Raw genomic sequence first — 18064 nt, 5'->3', positions numbered from 1 at the left:
AGCCGAGGCGGAACGGAATTACCCGGCCGCGCCCTCACGGAAACTCCCTGGAGACAGAGCGACCACCGTGCCATTCTTTTCTCAAAGGAGTAACCGAGAAAAAGGAGAAGAACGATGGCCAACCCTACCATGGACCCTGTAGAGTGGTTGCGCAAGCAGTTGGAGGAGGCAGACGTGGATCTTCTGCGAGAGATTATGAGGTCGATGGCAGGCATGCTCATGAGCGCTGAAGTAGCCGCCATCTGCGGGATGGTGTACCGGGAGAGCTCGGAGGAGCGTGTGAATTCCAGGAACGGACACCGCCAGCGGCCCTGGAACATGAGGGTGGAGTCCATCGACCTTGAAATCCCTGAACTCAGGCAAGGCTCCTACTACCCCGCTTGGCTGCTTGAGCCCGGAAGGCGGGCGGAGCAGACACTGGCGAACGTGGTGGCCGACTCCTACCTAACCGGGGTCTCCACCCGTAGGGCGGAGGTGCTCACAAAGGCCCTAGTGATCGAGGGCATCTCCCGCTCCCAGATCTTCCGCATGACCAAGAGCTTAGACGAGATGGTGGCCTCCTTCCGCTCCCCTCCCTCGACGGCGGACCCTACACCTATCTCTGGCTCGATGCGTTCACTCATAAGGTTAAAGAAGGCAGCAGGGTGATGAACGTATCCTGTGTTATCGCCACCTGCGTCAACTCGGACGGCCGCCGCGAGGTGTGTGGGGTAGATTCCATAACCACAGAGGACGGAGCGGGCTGGACGGCGTTCCTCAGGGGTCTCCTGTCCCGCGAGCTCTCCGGGGTGTCTTTGGTCATCTCTGACGCCCACCCCGGCCTCAAGTACGCCATCGCATCTTGCCTGCCGAGCGCTTCCTTAAAGAGGTGCCGCACCCACTTTGCCCGCAACCTCCTTTGCAGAATCCCTAAGGCCTCCCATGACCTGGTGGCCACCTGCGTGCGCACTATCTTCGCCCCGCCCGATAAAAAGAGTGTTTTCGGCCAGCACGCCGCGGCGGTGGAGCATCTCGAGACCCGCTCCCCAGAGGCGGCGGAGATGCTCGCCGAGGCCCGCGACGATAACCTTGCCTTCGCCACCTATCCCAGGGCACACTGGCTTAATATCTGGTCCACAGGCCCGCGTAAGCGTCTCAACCGCGATGTGCGTAGACGCACAGATGTGTTGGGCATCTTCCCCAACCGGGCGTTGGTGATGCGCTTGGTCGGAGCCTTCCTGGCCGAGCAGCACGAAAAGTGGCCGGTCTGCTGTAGGTACATGAGCCTGGAATTGTTCGCCAAAGCTAGGATGAAGAGGATCGACTGGAACGCTATCGAGATAGCAGAGAAGTAGGTGTAGACACTCACGCCAGCAGCCGACTATGCTATCTAGGTTGTCATCATGAAGGGGGATGGCATGATGGGGCTTAATGCACCACTTGACGGAGCTTGGTCAGATTTGAGGCCATCTATGAGAATTCTGATGATTCTTTCAGATCTACCTTTTCCATTAAATAATGGCCCGAATTACCAGATGGATAGGTTATTGAGATATTTATCACAGTATTATGAATGTCACATAATAGGATTTACTAACAGGGAAATTGTTGAAAATACGAAAAACTACCTTTCGAGCATACCAAATGTCTTTACCATAGCAATATTAGGAAAGAATTCGGGCTTCAAGCTTAATTTCCATCGAATCATATGCATATTAAAGGGAAAACCTCTATTTCTAGCAAGATGGCATAATAGCAATTATATTAAACACATAGAAGACATCATAGATAAATATAAATATGACCTTGTATTTCTAGACGGACTTCCTGTGGCTATATATCTTAAAACCATAAAAGCTCCGGTAATACTATCAACAAAGGATGCAATATCTCTCTCTTATAAATTAAAAGGAAGCACTACTAAAAATATCATTAGAAAACTAATTTATTATTATAATTCAAACCGTATAAGATCTTTTGAAAAACAATATTTAAGACTCGCATCATATATTCATGTTGTTTCAGAAAAAGACGCGAAGTATTATTTCGTGCTTGATGAAAATTTACATCTAAGAGTTATACCGATTGCCGCACCATCTCATATAACAAATTTCGATACACCATCTAAACGAGAGACAAATTGTTTCTTTATATACCTTTTAGGGAATTTAGGAATAGAAAGTATTGCAAAGGGAACTAGATGGTTTATTAGCAAAATTTATGAAAAAATTAAAAATATTAACCCAAATGTAAAATTGATAATAATAGGAAAACCAGGCAAGCGATCGATAAATCGATATATCGAAAATAAGGTAGCTTCAAGTAATAGCATTTTCTACTATCCATGGGTAGAAGATTATCTTAAATCGATTTCGAATTCTGATATTGTTGTAATTCCAGATTACACAGCAACGGGAATACAAAATAGAGTTATTGCTGCAATGACATTAGGAAAGGCAACTATTGGAAGAAATGCAGTGTTTGACTCGTTACCAATTATAAATGGAAAGCATTGCGTTATTGCTAATAATAAGAAGGAATTCTTGCATTCAATTATTAATCTAATGAAAAATGATGATTATAGGCAAAATATTGGAAATGAGGCCCAAAAACTAGTGAGATCTTTTTTCAATGAAAATGATGTATTTAAGAAATGGACAAGATTAATAAATGAAGCTATCTGTAAAATGCAAGAAGAAACTGGATAACGACCGGTAGCGTATAAAAGATTGATTCCATGATAAGCAGCCTCCCGTGGTACTCTCTTGCCAGTGGTTAGTGCAACCAAAAGTGTGTAAATCCATAATATGCCATGGCTCCCTCACGTGGTTCATGCTCCTGTCGTTTTCACCCCCTTCGATTTCTGTACGAGGTCCTCGAGCAGAAGGTCTATGTCCATGTAACGCTTCTTCTCCCAGCGCCTCTGCTTGTGTCCACGGCGGTGTAAAAATGTACACGTTATGGCGGAATAAAAATGTACATAGCAATCCAAGCCAGTAGGACAACGACAGAGACAGGAAGAATCCCTCTTTTAAAAGAAAGGAGGGGTTCTATGTACCGGGAGAAGACCTGGATGGACGCCAAGAGTCTGCGCGCTCAAGGGATGAGCTACGTGGAGATAGGGGAGCTTCTGGGGATAGACAGAAGGACCGCCAAGAGGCTCTGCGAGGAAGAGGAGCCTCCCCAGGCAAAGGGAAGAGAACGAGGCTCCAAGCTGGATGCCTTCAAGATGGTCATAGACAGCTGGCTGGAGATGCGGCCCAAGATGAGATCCACCATCATCTACGAGCGGCTCAAGCCCCTGGGCTACGAGGGCGGCTACACCATCGTCAAGGACTACGTGCGCTTCCGGCGGGAGGAGCTGGCCCGGATAGCCACCGTCCGCTTCGAGACCCTGCCCGGCTACCAGGCCCAGGTCGATTTCGGTGAGGCCAAGGTATCCTTCCTCTCCGGCAGATCCCCCGTGATCCTGCTGGTTTACCTGCTCGGCTTCTCCCGCTGGCGCAAGACGCTGGTGACCCCCGATGAGACCAGGCAGTCGCTCATAGCGGGGCTCGCCGACGCCTTCTCCTCCGCGGACGGCATACCCCAGGAAGTTCTCCTAGATAACCAGAAGCCGGTGGTGGTGAAGCCGCGTCGCCCTGGCGAGGATGCGGTGATCGCCGACGAGTGGCTGCGCTTCTGCGCCCACTACGGCACCAGCACCCGGGCTTGCTGGCCCTACCGAGCCCAGACCAAGGGCAAGGTGGAGCGGCCCATTGGCGGGGTTAAGACCTTCCTCTACGCCCATACCTTCCTGGACCTCGAGCACCTGGAGCACGAGCTCTCCTGCTTCGACGCCTCCTACAACGCCCGCACCCATGCCACCACCGGCATGGCGCCGGCGGAGCGCCTGGAGCTTGAGCGCCCCTATCTGCTGCCGCTCCCCTCGGAGCCCTTCGCCTACGCGGTAAGCCACCGCAGATGCGTCTCCCGGGACTGTTTCGTCTCCTTCGAAGGCAATCTCTACTCGGCCCCGGCGGCCTTCGCCGGAAGGGAGGTGAGGCTGCGCGCAACCCCACAGGAAGTGATCATCTACTCGACCCGGGGAGCCCTTCTAGCCTCCTATGCGAGGAGGCCCAAGGGCGAGGGCGCCCGGCTCCTCAACCCGGACCACTGGCAGGGAGTGCCCGGGGCCGAGCAGGCCCTAGAGACGCTGGTACGGCTCGAGGAGATGGGGCTCTCTCCCTACGTGGTGGAGAAACGCGACCTCTCCGTCTACGAGGAGGTGGCCAGTGGAGATAGTAGATGACCTCGAGGCCATCGGCCTGCATGCCACCGCCCGGGCCTTAGACGAACTGGTGCTCGAGGCCACCCGCAAGAAGCTCTCCTACGTCGATTTCCTGGCCAGTATGCTCAAACTGGAGCTCGCCGATCGCGCCACCAAGAGGGAGACCATGCTCATGCGCCTGGCCCGCTTCCCGCAGGTAAAGACCCTGGAGAGTTTCGACTTCACCCATCTGCCCGATCTCGACCCCAAGGTGGTGGCGGAGCTCTGCAGCCTGCGCTTCGTAAAGAACCACGAGAACCTGCTCCTTTTAGGCCCGCCCGGGATCGGCAAGTCGCATCTGGCGGTGGCCATAGGCGTGGAGGCGGCGCGCTCCGGCCACAAGGTCTACTTCACCACCTTGGAGGAGATGATCAAGCGCCTTTCCCGCACCTCCTCCTCTCCCAAGTCCCTGCGGGTCTACGTGGGCTGTTCGCTGCTCATCATCGACGAGGTGGGTTACCTACCCATGGGGCCGGCGGAGGCCCACCTCTTCTTCCAGGTGATCTCAGCGAGATACGAGCGTGGATCCGTCATCATCACCTCCAACAAGGGGGTCGGGGAATGGGGAGAGTACCTGTCAGATGTCACCCTTGCCGCTGCCCTCCTGGACCGTTTTCTGCACCATTGCCACGTGCTCAACCTGAAAGGTGACTCATTCCGCCTGAAGGATAAGGTCAAGGGTTCCAAAGCAAAGGGCAAGGGGGTCGAGAAAGGCTAAATGCTTGCTTCGCTATGTACAAAATTAAACCGCCAGAACCTGTACAATTTTATCCCGCCATTGACAGCTCGGTTCATTTCAGCCTGGCCGCTGCGAGCATGAGACAGGAGGTGAGGTCGGGAAAGACCCCCACCACCCGGGAGCGCCTGCGCACCTCGCGGAAGAGCCTCTCCAAGGGATTATTGGAACGGATGTGGCGCCAGTGCTTCCTGGGATAGGAGTAGAAGGTCAGCGTGTCCTCCAGGCCACAGGAAAGCACGGAGCAGGCCTCGGGGAGGAGGGAGCGCCACCTTCCCACAACCCTCTGTGGAGTTGACCCGCTTTCGTTGACACCCTGGATTGAGGGATAATGGGTCCCTCGAGAAAGGAGAGAGCATGGCACAAGGAAAACCCTACCCACCGGAGTTCCGGGCCGAGGCGGTGAGGCTTTACCGCATGGGCGGAAGGACCCTCGCCGATACGGCCCGGGAGATCGGCGTATCCGACTGGACCCTGGCCCGCTGGGTACGCCAGGCGGACATCGACGAGGGCAAGGCAGAAGGGCTCACCACCGAGGAACGAGAGGAACTCAACCGCCTGCGCCGGGAGAACAGGATCCTCAAGGAAGAGAAGGAAATCCTGAGAAAGGCCGCGCTTTTCTTCGCCCGGGAGACGGATCAGCGGCGATGAAGTTTTCCCTGATCGACGAAGAGAAGACGCACCATTCGGTCTCCCGCCTGGCCAGCGTGCTTGGTGTGTCGCGCGCCAGCTACTACGCCTCGAAGAAGAGGAAGGCCTCGAGGCGAAAAACCGAGGACGAGGAGCTTATGGCTCTCATTGCGGAGATCCACGCCTCCTCCTTTGGCACCTATGGCGCTCCCCGTATCCACGCCGAGCTCGCCCAGGCCCACGGCATACGGGTGGGCAGGAAGAGGGTGGCCCGCCTGATGAAGGAGCTCCAGATAGAGGGGGTGTCCCGAAGGAAGAAAGGGAGGGCCGGAAGGGAAGTCTCGGATCTTCCTCCAGCCCCCGACCTGGTGAAGAGGGACTTTTCCGCCTCTCGCCCGGATGAGCTCTGGGTGGCGGACATCACCTACATCCCCACCTGGGAGGGCTGGCTCTACCTGGCCTTGATCGTCGATGTGTGTACGCGCAGGTGCTGCGGTTGGTCGATGAGGAACGACCTCTCCTCAAACCTGGTCATAGACGCCCTGGGGATGGCGGTGACCTTGAGAGGGCCCCTTCAGGGCACCGTCCACCATTCCGACCGGGGAAGCCAGTACGGGTCCCTGGCCTTCGGAAAGACGCTGCGCTCATCGGGAATCATCCCCTCCATGGGAAGTAGGGGTGACCCGTACGACAACGCAGCGGCGGAGAGCTTCATTGCCACCTTGAAGACGGAGCTCATCCACCGCTACCGGTTCAAAACCAGGGATGAGGCGAGACTTGCCGTCTTCCGGTACATCGAGGGTTTCTACAACCCTAAGAGGAGGCATTCAGCCTTGGGCTACAAGAGCCCAGCAGAGTATGAAAGAATGCTTAGGGAAACGGAGGAGGCAGCGGAGATGACCGCTGCCACAAGTTGAGGTGTCAACAGAAATGGGGCAAGTCCAGTGCGGGACCGGCGGTAGATGGCATGTATGCCCATGATCTTCATGAGCCGGGAGACGTGGCCCCGGCCCACTCTGTATCCCCGCCCACGCAGTTCGTGCATTATCCTGCGGCTGCCGTAGAAGGGCCAGGCCAGGTGGATCTCGTCTATGTGTCTCATCATCTTGAGGTCACGCTCCGGAAGCGGTTTCTTCTTGTAGTAGAAGGTGGACCTTGCAAGCTCGAGCAGGCGGCACTGCCGGGCGAGTGGCAGGGGATGCTCGGGCGCGATCATCTTTTTGCGCTCGTCCCGTGAAGCTTCCCGAGCGCACTTGCTAAAAAATCGTTCTCCATCACCAGCTGACCGATCTTGGCGTTTAGCTCACGCACGCTGGGGCCCTCCTCCTGGGGCCTCTCCTTCTCGAAGGCCTCGGAGGCCCTCTCCAAAAGCTGCTTCTTCCACTTCGTGACCTGGTTGGGGTGGACGTCGTAGATCTCGGCGATCTCCACTACGGTCTTTTCCTCCTTGACCGCCTCCAGCGCCACCTTGGCCTTGAAGGCCGGTGTGTGGTTCCTCCTCGGTCTCTTCGCCATCTCACTGCTCCTTTCGTCTCTCGGGAGCAGTTTACCACTTAAGGGGCTGTCCAGTTTTTCCGGGCCAGCTCTAACTTTTCCCCCATCCTTCCTTTGAAAAAGTCACTATATCCAATGATGTTCATTCTCAAGTAATCCCATCTCATTTTTAATAAATGTGGCAATATAGCATATCGAAAAGATGTAACAAACACCGCGATGAAAAAGGGGCGACAGTTTTTCCACGCAAAGTAAAGCCTGTTCCTAGTAAAATAGTATGAACCAAGCAGCGATACTTGCTTCTTTCTGTTCTCAATTTTATGCCAAGCCCCCTTGATTGGTAAATACAATAATTTCCAACCTCTTCTCTTTGCTCTATATAGAAAATCCAATTCGTCATAGTACCAATAATATTTTTCGTCGAACATACCTACATCTTCCACGCATAATCTTGATATCAGGGTTACACACCCTGTTAAAAAATCTACTTCACACTTCTCATCATATTGACCCCTGTCGATTTCGCCACATCCAATATGTTTGGTATTGCATGTCAACTTGTTTAATTTCCCTCCTGCAAAATTTAGTCGAATTCTATCATTGAAATAGTATATCTTTGGCCCGATAGCACCTATCCTTTCGTCTAATGCCATCTCATTTACCATAGCCCTTAAGCAATTTCTTTCAATCAATATGTCATTATCTAATTTTAGAAAGAACTCACAATACGGTGCGCTTGCATTTATTGCTTGGTTGTAAGCTGCTGGGGCACCTTGATTTCTCTTATTTTCTATCAATTTCAGTGCATGCCATCCTTGTGGTTGCATAATTTGATATTCATTCTTTATTATCTCCTGAGATCTATCACAAGAACCATTATCGACAATAATTATTTCCATTGATTCCTTTGGATAATTTAGTTCTGATAATGATTTTAATAAACCTTTAAGATGATCGGCTCCATTCCAATTTGGAATGATGATGCTTACAAGCGGAAACGCCATGTTCCATCACCCTAGCTCGTTTACCAGTTTCTTGCATAGCATGTAACCCATCGTTACCGCATGGTCCATATTCCCTATTTCATATTTCCAGGTACCAAATCTACCAATTGAATAGATATCGTTATTAATGAGATACGTTTGAATAGAAGATAGCCTCGAGTCGCGGTCCTTAGTTGGGATTGGGTACGCTTTGGGAAGGGTCTTAATAAATATTGAAAGCGGCTCTTCTCCTTTTTCGAGAAATCCTTCTGAGAGTAATGACGCAAGAGTCATTTCCGCTATCTCGTCTTCTCTTCTGTCACCCATATGAGATGTTTCACATATGAGCGAACTGAATTTGTGAACTTTGCCTCCAGGCACGTTGAATGGGGAATAATGCGAAAAGTTGGTCACGCGGTAAAAAGGAACAGCAGGGTCCGGAAAATACATCCAGCATCTTGTGGCGGGGTTTGGCTTTTCGATCCCCACTCCCACCACTGTCACCTGATTACTCTTGAGACCTTTTGCCGCATTGCTCAGCGCTGCAGATTTTTCATCAAGCGCGCAGATAAGCTCATCCAGGGGCATAGTATTTACAAGTAGGTCGTATCTATCCTCCTTGCCTCCTGAAATTGTTATCTCCTTTTGTCCTGCTCTGATAGCAATCACTTCTTTTCTGAATTCAATATTCACCATTATCTTTTCTGCCATGCGCTTAAAAATATTACCCGTTCCTTCCTTAAGCGGAAACTTAAATGTATTATTAGGCCCCCAATCTATATCGTCTTTTCTTAGCGCAAGGTTTTTCGCCAGCCGCCATGAACTCGGTACGCTTACTCTTTGGGTAATCCATTGGTACCCCATTTTATCCAGTGGATAACACCAGATCTTACGATTATAAGGAAGCATGAAAGCGCTACATATACCCTTGCCAAATGTATTAATCAACCATTCTTCGAAGTTAGCCGATAGTCTTCGCCCTGACCTGAACCGCGCTCTAACCAAACCCGTAAGACACGATAGCTGCTCTCGTAAGGGGAGGTATTTCAAATTATTTTGGAAAGGATATGGAACCCAACTCCCCTTGTATCTTATCCATGCCTCCCTCTCGTGCTCTATGTACTCACCATCCATAATTCTCTCGAAGATGGTGTTGAATGCCTCATTATTGGAGAAGAGGACATGACCGCCAAGGTCCCATGTGAAACCCTTCTCATCCTTGAAGGACGCAGAAAGCCCGCCGACATAATCCTCTTTCTCGTATATCTTCCAATTCTCATAGCCGAGATCATGTAGTGCTAAACCTGCGCCCAAGCCTGCAGGCCCAGCACCTATTATTAGTATCCTCTTATCCATTAATACTCCTGCCTAATACATATCTCTTGAACAACATAACATCATCTCTCGTTATCCCCTTCAATAATACGAAAGCTATGCTATAGACTACGGCACCGATGAGTATGTTTATAAGCACATGGAGACCGGACCATGCAATCGCTAACCCCATTACGGTGGAAGAAATAGCCGGCCTGAAAATATATTTCTCAACATGGATTCGAGCTATTCTCCTTGACTTTACAATCATATATATTATTACAACCACTTCCGCAGCAAGCGTGGCTACGGCAGCCCCGGTCATTCCAAACGGAGGTATAAGTAAAGAATTCAGGATGATGTTTGCCAGGGCCCCACAACCAACGCCCAACATATAAGCCCTTTCCATATCACAAGACATAAGTGTAAACCCGAACGTTAAGGAGAAGAGAATTACGACAACTGTCCATATGAGAATCTGGAAAGGTATAGTTGCACCTTCATAGTTATTTCCATATATAAGTATAAGCAAAGGCTTAGCCAACAGAGTTCCACCAACTCCAATCGGAAGAGCAATGGTTGCATATACCTTCTCTGAGATATTCAACAATATTTGAAGTTTCTCTCTCGATTCTTTATAATATCGCGAGTACAGGGGAAAGAATGCCTCCTGCAGAAGGCTTCCCAACCCTAAGATTACGAGGATTATCTTATAGGCTGCGTTATATAGACCTACCATCTCGTCGGACTTCATAAAACCAAGCATCACCGTGTCTAGATTGTAATATATTCGTATCAATACTATGGAAAAGAAAAAAGGAATCCCTGTCATTAAAGCATATTTAGAGAACTTCAGATTGAAATAAGGCTTTATCCAACCGTATTTCCGTATATATATTACCGCCATGACCGCTACAGATAGAGCAGCGCTGATTATAGCATTAAGCGGAACATTCAGGATATCCGACTGGTCCTTTACAAGCAGAAAGACAAGGCCTGCGTAAAGCAGAGCCCTGAAAATCCGCGAATAGGCTACAATCACCATGCGCTCCAAGCCCCTGAACGCCCAGTCAATAGAGATGCCTGTGAGGATAATGGTGATTGCGTAAAGCATAATGATGGACTTATCCTCTGAGGGTCTATGTATAAGAATGGCGAATAACAACATTAACGCCGCAGCAATGATTGATAGAGTACCTTGGAGAGTCACCACCCCGTTTACGATTTTCCGTATATTACCTCTGTCCCTTGCGACTTCGCGGGTACCGAATAGATTGAGACCAAAGTCACCCAACAGCACAAAATAGGCGAGAATTGCCTGCGCGAAAGCCAAACGCCCAAACCCAACCGCGGTTAGCTTTCTTGCCAAGAAAGCGACGGTAACAAAGCCGATTGCCTCGGCTATTATAGTTGATGCCACCAAAGAGGTTATATTACTTAGCGCCCGAGCACCAGTCGTTTTCATGAGTTAATATATACCACTACGTGGCTTCTCACGCATACTGTCAAGTAACCTTTCTTGCTTTTACTGCAATTCCCAGAGGGTTCTTATTTGGAAAAACGGGGTCCAGCAAACTTAATACGGAAAGGAGGGGATGAATTACATACATCACCAATGGGTGAGCTCGCAAAATCTCCCGTTTATAAAAAAGAATGCCTATTGGCTTAGCTATTGACTTACTATGGTATATAGTTTCTTCAACCTCAAAGCCAACTGCCTCCAATAATTGCCGCAAATCTCTCAGAGAATATCCCTCCCTGACATGACCAATTGCCCTATGGAACTTGTACCCAAAATACTTGGGATATTCCTTTGTTATGGTAGAAAGAACAAGGCAACCGCCTGGCTTCAACACTCTATACATCTGGGAAAATGCCTCCTTGTCATTCTCGATATGTTCTATTACATCAACACACAGCACTTGTCCAAAAAGCGTATCAAGCTTTTCCAGTTCAAGGATGTCCCCTATTAAAAAGTCCACATTACATTTGTTGTATCTTAATTCATATGCCTCTTTTAATCTCGTCGAATATTCTAGTTCTTTCTTAATGTAGGTTAATCCTATCACATTGCCGTTTGCCTTTTTTGCTAGGTCGAAGGTGAAAATTCCGTTACCACACCCTACATCTAGGGTTTTCTCCGCCTTCTCAATCATAGGCCAGATCGCTCTCCAGCGTATGAGAGAATGCGGATCGATTTCTCCAAACAACCTCTTATAGAAAGATAGAAGTTGGCTCTTAATGCCCGGCTTGCTTAACAGAAAAGCAGCTCTCCCAAAATAGATCATAGTAATATTTTAATGATAAGTCTTAATCTTTCAAACTCAACCTGAATAGGGATGCTTTTCACAAAATTGGCATCTCATCCCGATAAACTCTTAACACGCTATCTTTGTCTAACCGGATAGGCCTATAAGGACATCTTACACATAGGGTTATTACACATTGACTCGAGTAGGGGCTTAATTCTTATCAAGCCATGTCTCCGGGCCTCTTCTTGCCTTCCTTCGTATGGGACCATGACCGCTTGGGTCGCTTTTTCCCCCATCCTCCTTCTTTTATAGCAAAAAAGGGGGGCACCGTTCACCTTGAGCTCATTCTTCTTAATCTTCTCCATTTTAGGGTTGATGATATGGTTTCCTGCGACAAGCGGAGGGCTTTACCTTCCCCTGCGCTCCATGGTAGCGCACTCCAAGTGGCTGGTGCTGGCATGTTATCCCATCCTTCTGATTGTAGGAGTAATCATAACGTTGTTAACCAGGAGCTATTCGGAGGAAGATCTAATGGTTTACCGAGCGGTGAAGAGCAGGCTGAGGGCCTGGAGGCGGTGAGTGCTGAGTTGGCGTTAATCCCTGTTCCCGTACCAAGCGACGGCTTTCTTAAGTCCTTGCCTGACATCGAATGCTGGGGTGTAGGCCAGGCCATTTAAAGCTTTGGTGATGGAGGCGAGGGAGTCGCGGACCTCGCCGGGGCGGGGGGGAGCCCATTCGATGGGAACTTCCCTGCCCAGCTCGTCCATGAGGAAGAGGGCCAGTTCGTGGACGGTGATGCTCTTGCCGCAGGCGACGTTGAAGACCTCTCCCGCAGCCCCTTCCGCCAGGGCGGCCTTGAGGTTGGCCTGCACGGCGTTCTCCACGTAGGTGAAGTCCCGGGTCTGCTTGCCGTCCCCGTAGATGGTGATCCCCTTCCCGGAGAGGATGCCGGTGATGAAGCGGGGGATGACCGCCGCGTACTGGGAGGTGGGGTCCTGGCGGGGGCCGAAGACGTTGAAATAGCGGAGGGAGACCGTCTCCAGGCCATAGATGCGGGTGAAGAGCTGGCAGTAGCGCTCCCCTGCGTACTTGGAGAGGGCGTAGGGAGACTTGGGGTCGGGCGGCATGTCCTCCACCTTGGGCAGGGTGGGGGAATCGCCGTACACCGATGAGGACGAGGCGTAGACCACCCTCCTCACCCCCGCTTCCCGGGCGGCAAGGAGAAGGGTCAGGGTGCCGGTGGTGTTCACCTGGTGGGTGGTGAGGGGGTCCTCGATGGATCGTGGCACGGAGGGGAGGGCTGCCTGGTGGAAGACGACCTCCACGCCCTTGAGGGTTCTCTCGAGGAGCCCCTCGTCGCGTATGTCTCCCCGGATGAACTCGATGTCGTCCTTCGCCTCTTCGAGGTTCTCCATCCTCCCGGTGCTCAGGTCGTCGAGCACCTTCACCCGGGCCCCTTCCTCCAGCAGGCGCAGGGCCAAGTTGGAGCCGATGAAGCCGGCTCCCCCGGTGACCAGCACGGCCATGTCCTTGAAGTCGGATGTCATGCGCTTCTCCTTACGTGGGTTTGTTGAGCGTCTCCTCCAATTCCATACATGAACGAATTATACCCCAATGATTGGCGGGTTTTGCGGAGGAGATTGCTTCGTCGCTTACGCTCCTCGCAATGACAAATAAAGAACGCTCGCAAGGACGTTAGCGATGGTGGGTTTTGCGGGGGAGATTGCTTCGTCGCTTACGCTCCTCGCAATGACGTTTCCCGGTGTCAACGGGTGGGGTCGGGGATCGGGGGGAGATTGCTTCGTCGCTTACGCTCCTCGCAATGACGTTAAAGAAGGTGCTCGCAATGACAAATAGAGAACGCTCGCGATGACGTTTTTTGCGATTGAGATTGCTTCGTCGCTTACGCTCCTCGCAATGACATTTATGAGTGCTCGCAATGACATTTATGAGTGAACGCGATGATGTTTGAGGAGGGGGGGTTGGGGTTAGGGGAGGGTTTTGGTGGTGCCGTTGTCGCCCACCGCCAGGGCGCAGGCGCCCACGGCGGTCACGCCGTGGAGGTCGGCCGGCGCGCTTCCCGCGGGGGTCCAGGTGGCCCCGCCGTCCGCGGTCCTGAGGATCACCCCGCCCGAACCCACGGCCCAGGCCTGGAAGGGGTTGGCGGCGGCCACGGCGCGCAGGGTGGCCCCCGTGCCGGAGGCCTGGGTGGTCCAGGTGGCGCCGCCGTCGTCCGTCCTCAGGATGACGCCCCCCTCGCCCACGGCCCAGGCCACGGATGCGTCCACGGCGCTCACGCCGTAAAGGGCGGCGGTGGTGCGGGAGTTCTGGGGGGTCCAGGTGGCGCCGCCGTCCGCGGTCCTGAGGATCACCCCGCCCGAGCCCACTGCCCAGGCGACGCTTCCGCTCACCGCGCACACGGAGCGCAGGGTGGCCCCGGTGCCGGAGGCCTGGGGGGTCCAGGTGGCCCCTCCGTCGTCCGTCCTCAGGATGACTCCCCCCTCCCCAACCGCCCAGGCGGTGGAGGCGTCCACGGCGGCGACCGCGTGCAGGGTGCCGCCGGTCCCCGAGACCTGGGGGACCCAGGTGGCCCCGCCGTCGTTCGTCTTGAGGATGACGCCCCCCTCGCCCACGGCCCAGGCCAGTGTGGGCGAGGAGGCGCTTATGCCGTGGAGCCACGCCGTGGTGCCCGTTTCCAGTCCCTCCCAGGAAGCTCCCCCGTCGGAGGACCTGAGCGCCGTGCCGCGCTCCCCGCAGGCGTAGGCGGTCCCGCCCGCGGCGGTCACCCCCCGCAGGTGCGGCCGGCGCAGGTAAAAGGCGGCCGGTGCCGAGGTCCCCAGGGGGGTGGTCACCGTCACCGCCACCGTGGTGCCCACGGCGATCCCGGAGGGGACCTTGACCACCACGCGTCCCTCCGACCAGTACTCGTAGACGGAGGGCTTGACGTCCCCGAAGGAGACGTAGTTACGGGGCCCCTCGTGGGGGCCGAAGCCCTCACCCCTTATCTCCACCAGGGTCCCCTGCGGCCCCGAGGAGGGGGAGAGGGACTGGATGGATGGGAGCACCAGGGCGGTGAAGTCCACGGCGTTGGAGGTTCCCGCGGGGGTGGTCACCCTGACCTTGAGGGGGCCCTTGGCACCCGCGGGCACGCGCGCCACCACCACGCCGTCCCCCCAGGAGAGGTACTCCTCGGCCCTCGCGTCCCCGAAGGAGACGTAGGACGAGCCGCGCTCGGCGCCGAAGCCGGAGCCCAGTATCCTCACCTCCGCTCCCCGCAGGGCGGAGGGGGGGTCCAGGAAATCGACGCGGGGGCGGGCGGCCGCCCCGGGAGGCTGGGGCCCGGGCACCACCGACACCCGCAGGGCGTTGGAGGTCCCCGAGGGGGTGGTCACGGTGACCTCAACCTGGGAGGGCAGGCCGCCGGGCACCTTGAACTTGACGTAGTTGTTGGACCAGTAGACGTACTCGCCCACCCTGGCCTTTCCCATGGTCACGTAGGAATCCCCCTGTTCCTCGCCGAAGGAAGCCCCCGCCAGGGTGAGGTGCCCTCCCGCGAAACAGTAGCGGGGGCTCACCCCCCTCAGCCTGGGGAGGATAACCAGGGGACGGGACGCGGAGGTCCCGAGGGGAGTGGTCACCGAGACCTCCTCGCGGGTCCCCGCGGCGGGGGGGATGGCCACCTTGATGAGGCGGTCGCCCCAGGCCCGGTAGTCCACGGCCTTCGCCTTCCCGAAGGACACCGAGGAGCCCTCGCCGCCCGCGCCGAAGGCCAGGCCCACCAGGGTGACCACGCCCCCGGCCTCCGCGGTGGCGGGGCCCAGGGCGTCCAGGCGGGGGGTCGAGCGGTAGTGGAGGATGGTGCCCCGCCAACCCACCGCCCAGGCGGTGTCCCCGCCCGGGGAGGTCACGCCGTGGAGGTCGCGCGCGGTGCCCGTTTCCAGCCTTTCCCAGGTGGCGCCGCCGTCGGTGGTGCGGGCCAGGAAGCCGCCCTCGCCGCATACCCAGGCGTGGTCGGGGTCGCTTGCGGAGACGGCTGTGAGGTGCGCGCCGGCGGGGGCGCCGGTATCCAGCTCCTCCCAGGTGGCGCCGCCGTCGGTGGTGCGCAGGGCGGTGCCCTCGCGGCCCACGGCCCAGGCCACGGAAGCGTCCACGGCGCACACCGAGAGGAGGTCCCGGTCCGTGCCCGTTTCCAGCCCCTGCCAGGTCTCGCCGCCGTCGGTGGTGCGCAGGGCGGTGCCCTCGCGGCCCACGGCCCAGGCCACGGAGGCGTCCACGGCGCACACCGAGAGGAGGTCCGGCCCCTCCTCGCGGTCCTGCCGGTACCAGGTGTAGCCCTCGTCGAAGGTGCGCACGATAACCCCGCGCCGGCCCACGGCCCAGGCGACGGAGGCGTCCACGCAGGATACGTCACGCAGGTCATAGGCGGTGCGCGAGGGCTGCTCCTCCCAGCTCCTGCCGCCGTCCCTGGTGCGCAGGATGACGCCGTCCTTGCCCGCCAGCCAGGCGTTCGCCGCGTCCGCCGCGGCCACGCCGTAAAGGTCCTTCGCCGTCCCCGGGTAAGCCGGCGTCCAGGTGAAGCCGCCGTCCACGGTGACCAGGGCGGCCCCTCCTTCCCCCGCCGCCCAGGCGGTGTTCGCATCCGGGGCGTGCACGTCGAGGAGGGTGCGCCCGTCCCCCACGTACTGGGGGACCCAGGTGGCGCCGCCGTCGTAGCTGCGCAGCACCAGGCCGTTGGCGCCCGCCGCCCACAGGTTCTCGCGGTCGGGGGCGAAGAGGGCCAGGATGTCCTCGCCCCTCCCGGTATCGCGCTGCTCCCAGGTGGCGCCACCGTCCGTGGTGCGGCGGAGGAAGCCGCCGCTGCCGGCGACCCACGCGCAGGCGGCGTCCAGGGCGCACACGGCGCAGGGGGTTGACCTCGCTCCCGTGTTCACCGCGGACCAGGCGAGGAGGGAGGGGCGTTCGTGGGCCGAACCTCCGCTTGTCCCGGCTGCTTCTTCGCTTGCCTGGGCTGCGCCTTCGCTTGTTTCGGTAGCTCCCTCGCTTGCCCCGGCTGCTCCTTCGCCTTCCTGGGCTGCACCTTCGCCTCCCCATGCCGCCTTAACCAGCATGCCCGCGTCCCCCACGGCGTAGAGGAAAGCCGTGTTTCCATCCCCTGCCATGGAAAGGGATACCAGGTGATCGGCGGTGCCCGTGTCCTGCAGGGCCCAGGTGGCGCCTCCGTCGGTGGTGAGGAGGGCGGTGCCGTTCTCCCCCGCGGCGAGGGCGGTGTCCCGGTCCAGGGCCGCTATGCACCGCAGGGGGTTGAGGTTGCCCGGGTCCAGGTGCTCCCAGGTGGCGCCGCCGTCGGTGGTGCGCAGCACCAGTGGTTTTTCGTCCGGCCCCCCAGCCACCGCCCAGGCGGTGTCCGCGTCCGGGGAGGAGATGTCGTGTACGTCCCGGGCGGTGCCCGCTTCCAGCCTCTCCCAGGTGGCCCCGCCGTCGGTGGTGCGCAGGACGGTGCCCCGGCGGCCGCAGGCCCAGGCCACGCCGGCCGGTGGGGCGTTCCCGCTCGCCTCCCACGCGGGGGGCACGGAAACCGCCAGCAGCTCCTCGCCGGTGCCGGAGTCCTGCGGTATCCAGGTGGCGCCTCCGTCGTTAGTGCGGTAGACGGCTCCGCCGCTCCCCACCAGGAAGGCGTGGTCGGCGTCTGAGCCGGAGATGTCGTTGACGTTGGCGGGGGCGGCTTTCGCGGCTTCCTCGCCTCCTCCCACCTGAGGACGGGACGGGGCTCCGCCGAGGCAGGGGAGGGCGCAGGTCACGAGCATGAAGAGGAGCGTCACGGAGAGGAGGGCCGCGCGCGAGGCGAGTAGGGCCACGCGCGATGCGGGAGCCTTGCGCGAAGCGAAAAAGGCCGTGCGTGGAGCGAAAAGGGCAGCGCGCTGGGCGGGTGCTGCAAGCGAGGCGGGGACTGCATGCGATGAGAAGAGGGCCGGGAAGCGCCGGAGGGGATGTCGCCCGGGAGCCCCGGCCCTGGGAGCCCCGGTCCTGGGGGCCCCGGTCCTGCGGGTCCCGGACGCCTTAGCTCCCCCGGAGCCCGCCGTGCCCCTCGCGTCCCTCGCGTCGCGGCGCCGTGCCCTGGCCTGCGCAGGGAACCGGTCAGGGAGAAAGCCCACGGGGCGGAGCGTGCGCCCCGCGGCATCCCGGCACCTCTTGCCCGTCAGTTCCCGGCCGGCCATGCCAGCCTTTCCCGCCGGGCGGCACGCCGGCACGCGTCCCTTACGGATGAGGCTGTTCCTTGCTTCCATCGCCGCGTCCTTCTCCCGTCGGTCCATCCCTATTATATACATTCATCATGGTCCTCGATTTATATGTACGTCCTTAATAGTTC

General features: G+C 56.5%; 13 protein-coding genes and 1 pseudogene. 5 read left to right on the top strand and 9 right to left on the bottom strand.

Going from position 1 to position 18064, the window contains the following annotated elements:
• Window positions 1-114: 114 nt before the first annotated feature.
• The 4 genes and pseudogenes from H5T73_10720 to H5T73_10705 all read left to right on the top strand — a co-directional run bounded on the left by H5T73_10720 (window position 115) and on the right by H5T73_10705 (window position 5006).
• Window positions 115-1334 (top strand): annotated as a pseudogene (locus H5T73_10720) (IS256 family transposase).
• 48 nt (window positions 1335-1382) lie between these two features.
• Window positions 1383-2687 carry a glycosyltransferase family 4 protein gene (locus H5T73_10715; GenBank protein ID MBC7248232.1) on the top strand — a complete coding sequence of 435 codons (1305 nt, stop codon included), beginning with the start codon at window positions 1383-1385 and terminating at the stop codon, window positions 2685-2687.
• A 344-nt stretch (window positions 2688-3031) separates the two neighbouring features.
• On the top strand, window positions 3032-4270 hold the full coding sequence (locus H5T73_10710; GenBank protein MBC7248231.1) for an IS21 family transposase: 1239 nt from the start codon (window positions 3032-3034) through the stop codon (window positions 4268-4270).
• Window positions 4254-5006: an ATP-binding protein gene (locus tag H5T73_10705; protein ID MBC7248230.1), complete on the top strand. Its 753-nt coding sequence runs from the start codon at window positions 4254-4256 to the stop codon at window positions 5004-5006. Before H5T73_10710 ends, H5T73_10705 begins: the two co-directional genes overlap by 17 nt.
• A 73-nt stretch (window positions 5007-5079) precedes the next feature.
• Here the strand turns inward: H5T73_10705 and H5T73_10700 are convergent, their stop codons facing one another.
• Window positions 5080-5304, bottom strand: coding sequence for a transposase (locus H5T73_10700; GenBank protein MBC7248229.1), 225 nt, complete (start codon window positions 5302-5304; stop codon window positions 5080-5082).
• A 77-nt stretch (window positions 5305-5381) separates the two neighbouring features.
• Between H5T73_10700 and H5T73_10695 the strand changes: the two genes are divergently transcribed.
• A protein-coding gene (locus H5T73_10695; protein MBC7248228.1) for an IS3 family transposase occupies window positions 5382-6571 on the top strand; the annotation gives its coding sequence in 2 pieces (ribosomal slippage) (window positions 5382-5637 and window positions 5637-6571; 1191 coding nt in all).
• On the opposite strand, the gene H5T73_10690 is transcribed toward H5T73_10695, so the two are convergent.
• The 8 genes from H5T73_10690 to H5T73_10655 form a co-directional block, all read right to left on the bottom strand.
• Complete coding sequence (locus H5T73_10690; GenBank protein ID MBC7248227.1) at window positions 6493-6870, bottom strand: transposase; 378 nt, start codon at window positions 6868-6870, stop codon at window positions 6493-6495. The genes H5T73_10695 and H5T73_10690 overlap by 79 nt on opposite strands.
• Window positions 6867-7169: a transposase gene (locus tag H5T73_10685; GenBank protein ID MBC7248226.1), complete on the bottom strand. Its 303-nt coding sequence runs from the start codon at window positions 7167-7169 to the stop codon at window positions 6867-6869. The genes H5T73_10690 and H5T73_10685 overlap by 4 nt, the downstream gene beginning before the upstream one ends.
• A 38-nt stretch (window positions 7170-7207) precedes the next feature.
• Window positions 7208-8152, bottom strand: a complete 945-nt coding sequence (locus H5T73_10680; protein ID MBC7248225.1) for a glycosyltransferase family 2 protein — start codon at window positions 8150-8152, stop codon at window positions 7208-7210.
• A gap of 6 nt (window positions 8153-8158) precedes the next feature.
• Window positions 8159-9487 carry an FAD-dependent oxidoreductase gene (locus H5T73_10675; protein MBC7248224.1) on the bottom strand — a complete coding sequence of 443 codons (1329 nt, stop codon included), beginning with the start codon at window positions 9485-9487 and terminating at the stop codon, window positions 8159-8161.
• A complete protein-coding gene (locus H5T73_10670) occupies window positions 9480-10910 on the bottom strand; it encodes an oligosaccharide flippase family protein (GenBank protein MBC7248223.1) in 1431 nt (476 codons plus the stop codon). Before H5T73_10670 ends, H5T73_10675 begins: the two co-directional genes overlap by 8 nt.
• A 40-nt stretch (window positions 10911-10950) precedes the next feature.
• Window positions 10951-11733: a class I SAM-dependent methyltransferase gene (locus tag H5T73_10665; protein ID MBC7248222.1), complete on the bottom strand. Its 783-nt coding sequence runs from the start codon at window positions 11731-11733 to the stop codon at window positions 10951-10953.
• 557 nt (window positions 11734-12290) lie between these two features.
• On the bottom strand, window positions 12291-13223 hold the full coding sequence (locus tag H5T73_10660) for an SDR family oxidoreductase (protein ID MBC7248221.1): 933 nt from the start codon (window positions 13221-13223) through the stop codon (window positions 12291-12293).
• 462 nt (window positions 13224-13685) lie between these two features.
• The gene (locus H5T73_10655) at window positions 13686-17552 is read right to left on the bottom strand and encodes an IPT/TIG domain-containing protein (GenBank protein ID MBC7248220.1); all 3867 of its coding nucleotides are present in this window, start codon (window positions 17550-17552) and stop codon (window positions 13686-13688) included.
• Between the last annotated feature and the right edge of the window lie 512 nt (window positions 17553-18064).

Source organism: Actinomycetota bacterium, assembly GCA_014360655.1.
Classification (GTDB): Bacteria; Actinomycetota; Geothermincolia; order Geothermincolales; family RBG-13-55-18; genus JACIXC01.
This window is presented reverse-complemented; position numbering and strand designations above follow the sequence as displayed.

Excerpts from the sequence above, each read along its gene's own strand:
- H5T73_10680 (MBC7248225.1), bottom strand. The coding sequence starts at position 8,152 with ATGGCGTTTCCGCTTGTAAGCATCATCATTCCAAATTGGAATGGAGCC.
- H5T73_10675 (MBC7248224.1), bottom strand. The coding sequence starts at position 9,487 with ATGGATAAGAGGATACTAATAATAGGTGCTGGGCCTGCAGGCTTGGGC.
- H5T73_10660 (MBC7248221.1), bottom strand. The coding sequence starts at position 13,223 with ATGGCCGTGCTGGTCACCGGGGGAGCCGGCTTCATCGGCTCCAACTTG.
- H5T73_10670 (MBC7248223.1), bottom strand. The coding sequence starts at position 10,910 with ATGAAAACGACTGGTGCTCGGGCGCTAAGTAATATAACCTCTTTGGTG.
- H5T73_10685 (MBC7248226.1), bottom strand. The coding sequence starts at position 7,169 with ATGGCGAAGAGACCGAGGAGGAACCACACACCGGCCTTCAAGGCCAAG.
- H5T73_10665 (MBC7248222.1), bottom strand. The coding sequence starts at position 11,733 with ATGATCTATTTTGGGAGAGCTGCTTTTCTGTTAAGCAAGCCGGGCATT.
- H5T73_10715 (MBC7248232.1), top strand. The coding sequence starts at position 1,383 with ATGAAGGGGGATGGCATGATGGGGCTTAATGCACCACTTGACGGAGCT.
- H5T73_10690 (MBC7248227.1), bottom strand. The coding sequence starts at position 6,870 with ATGATCGCGCCCGAGCATCCCCTGCCACTCGCCCGGCAGTGCCGCCTG.
- H5T73_10710 (MBC7248231.1), top strand. The coding sequence starts at position 3,032 with ATGTACCGGGAGAAGACCTGGATGGACGCCAAGAGTCTGCGCGCTCAA.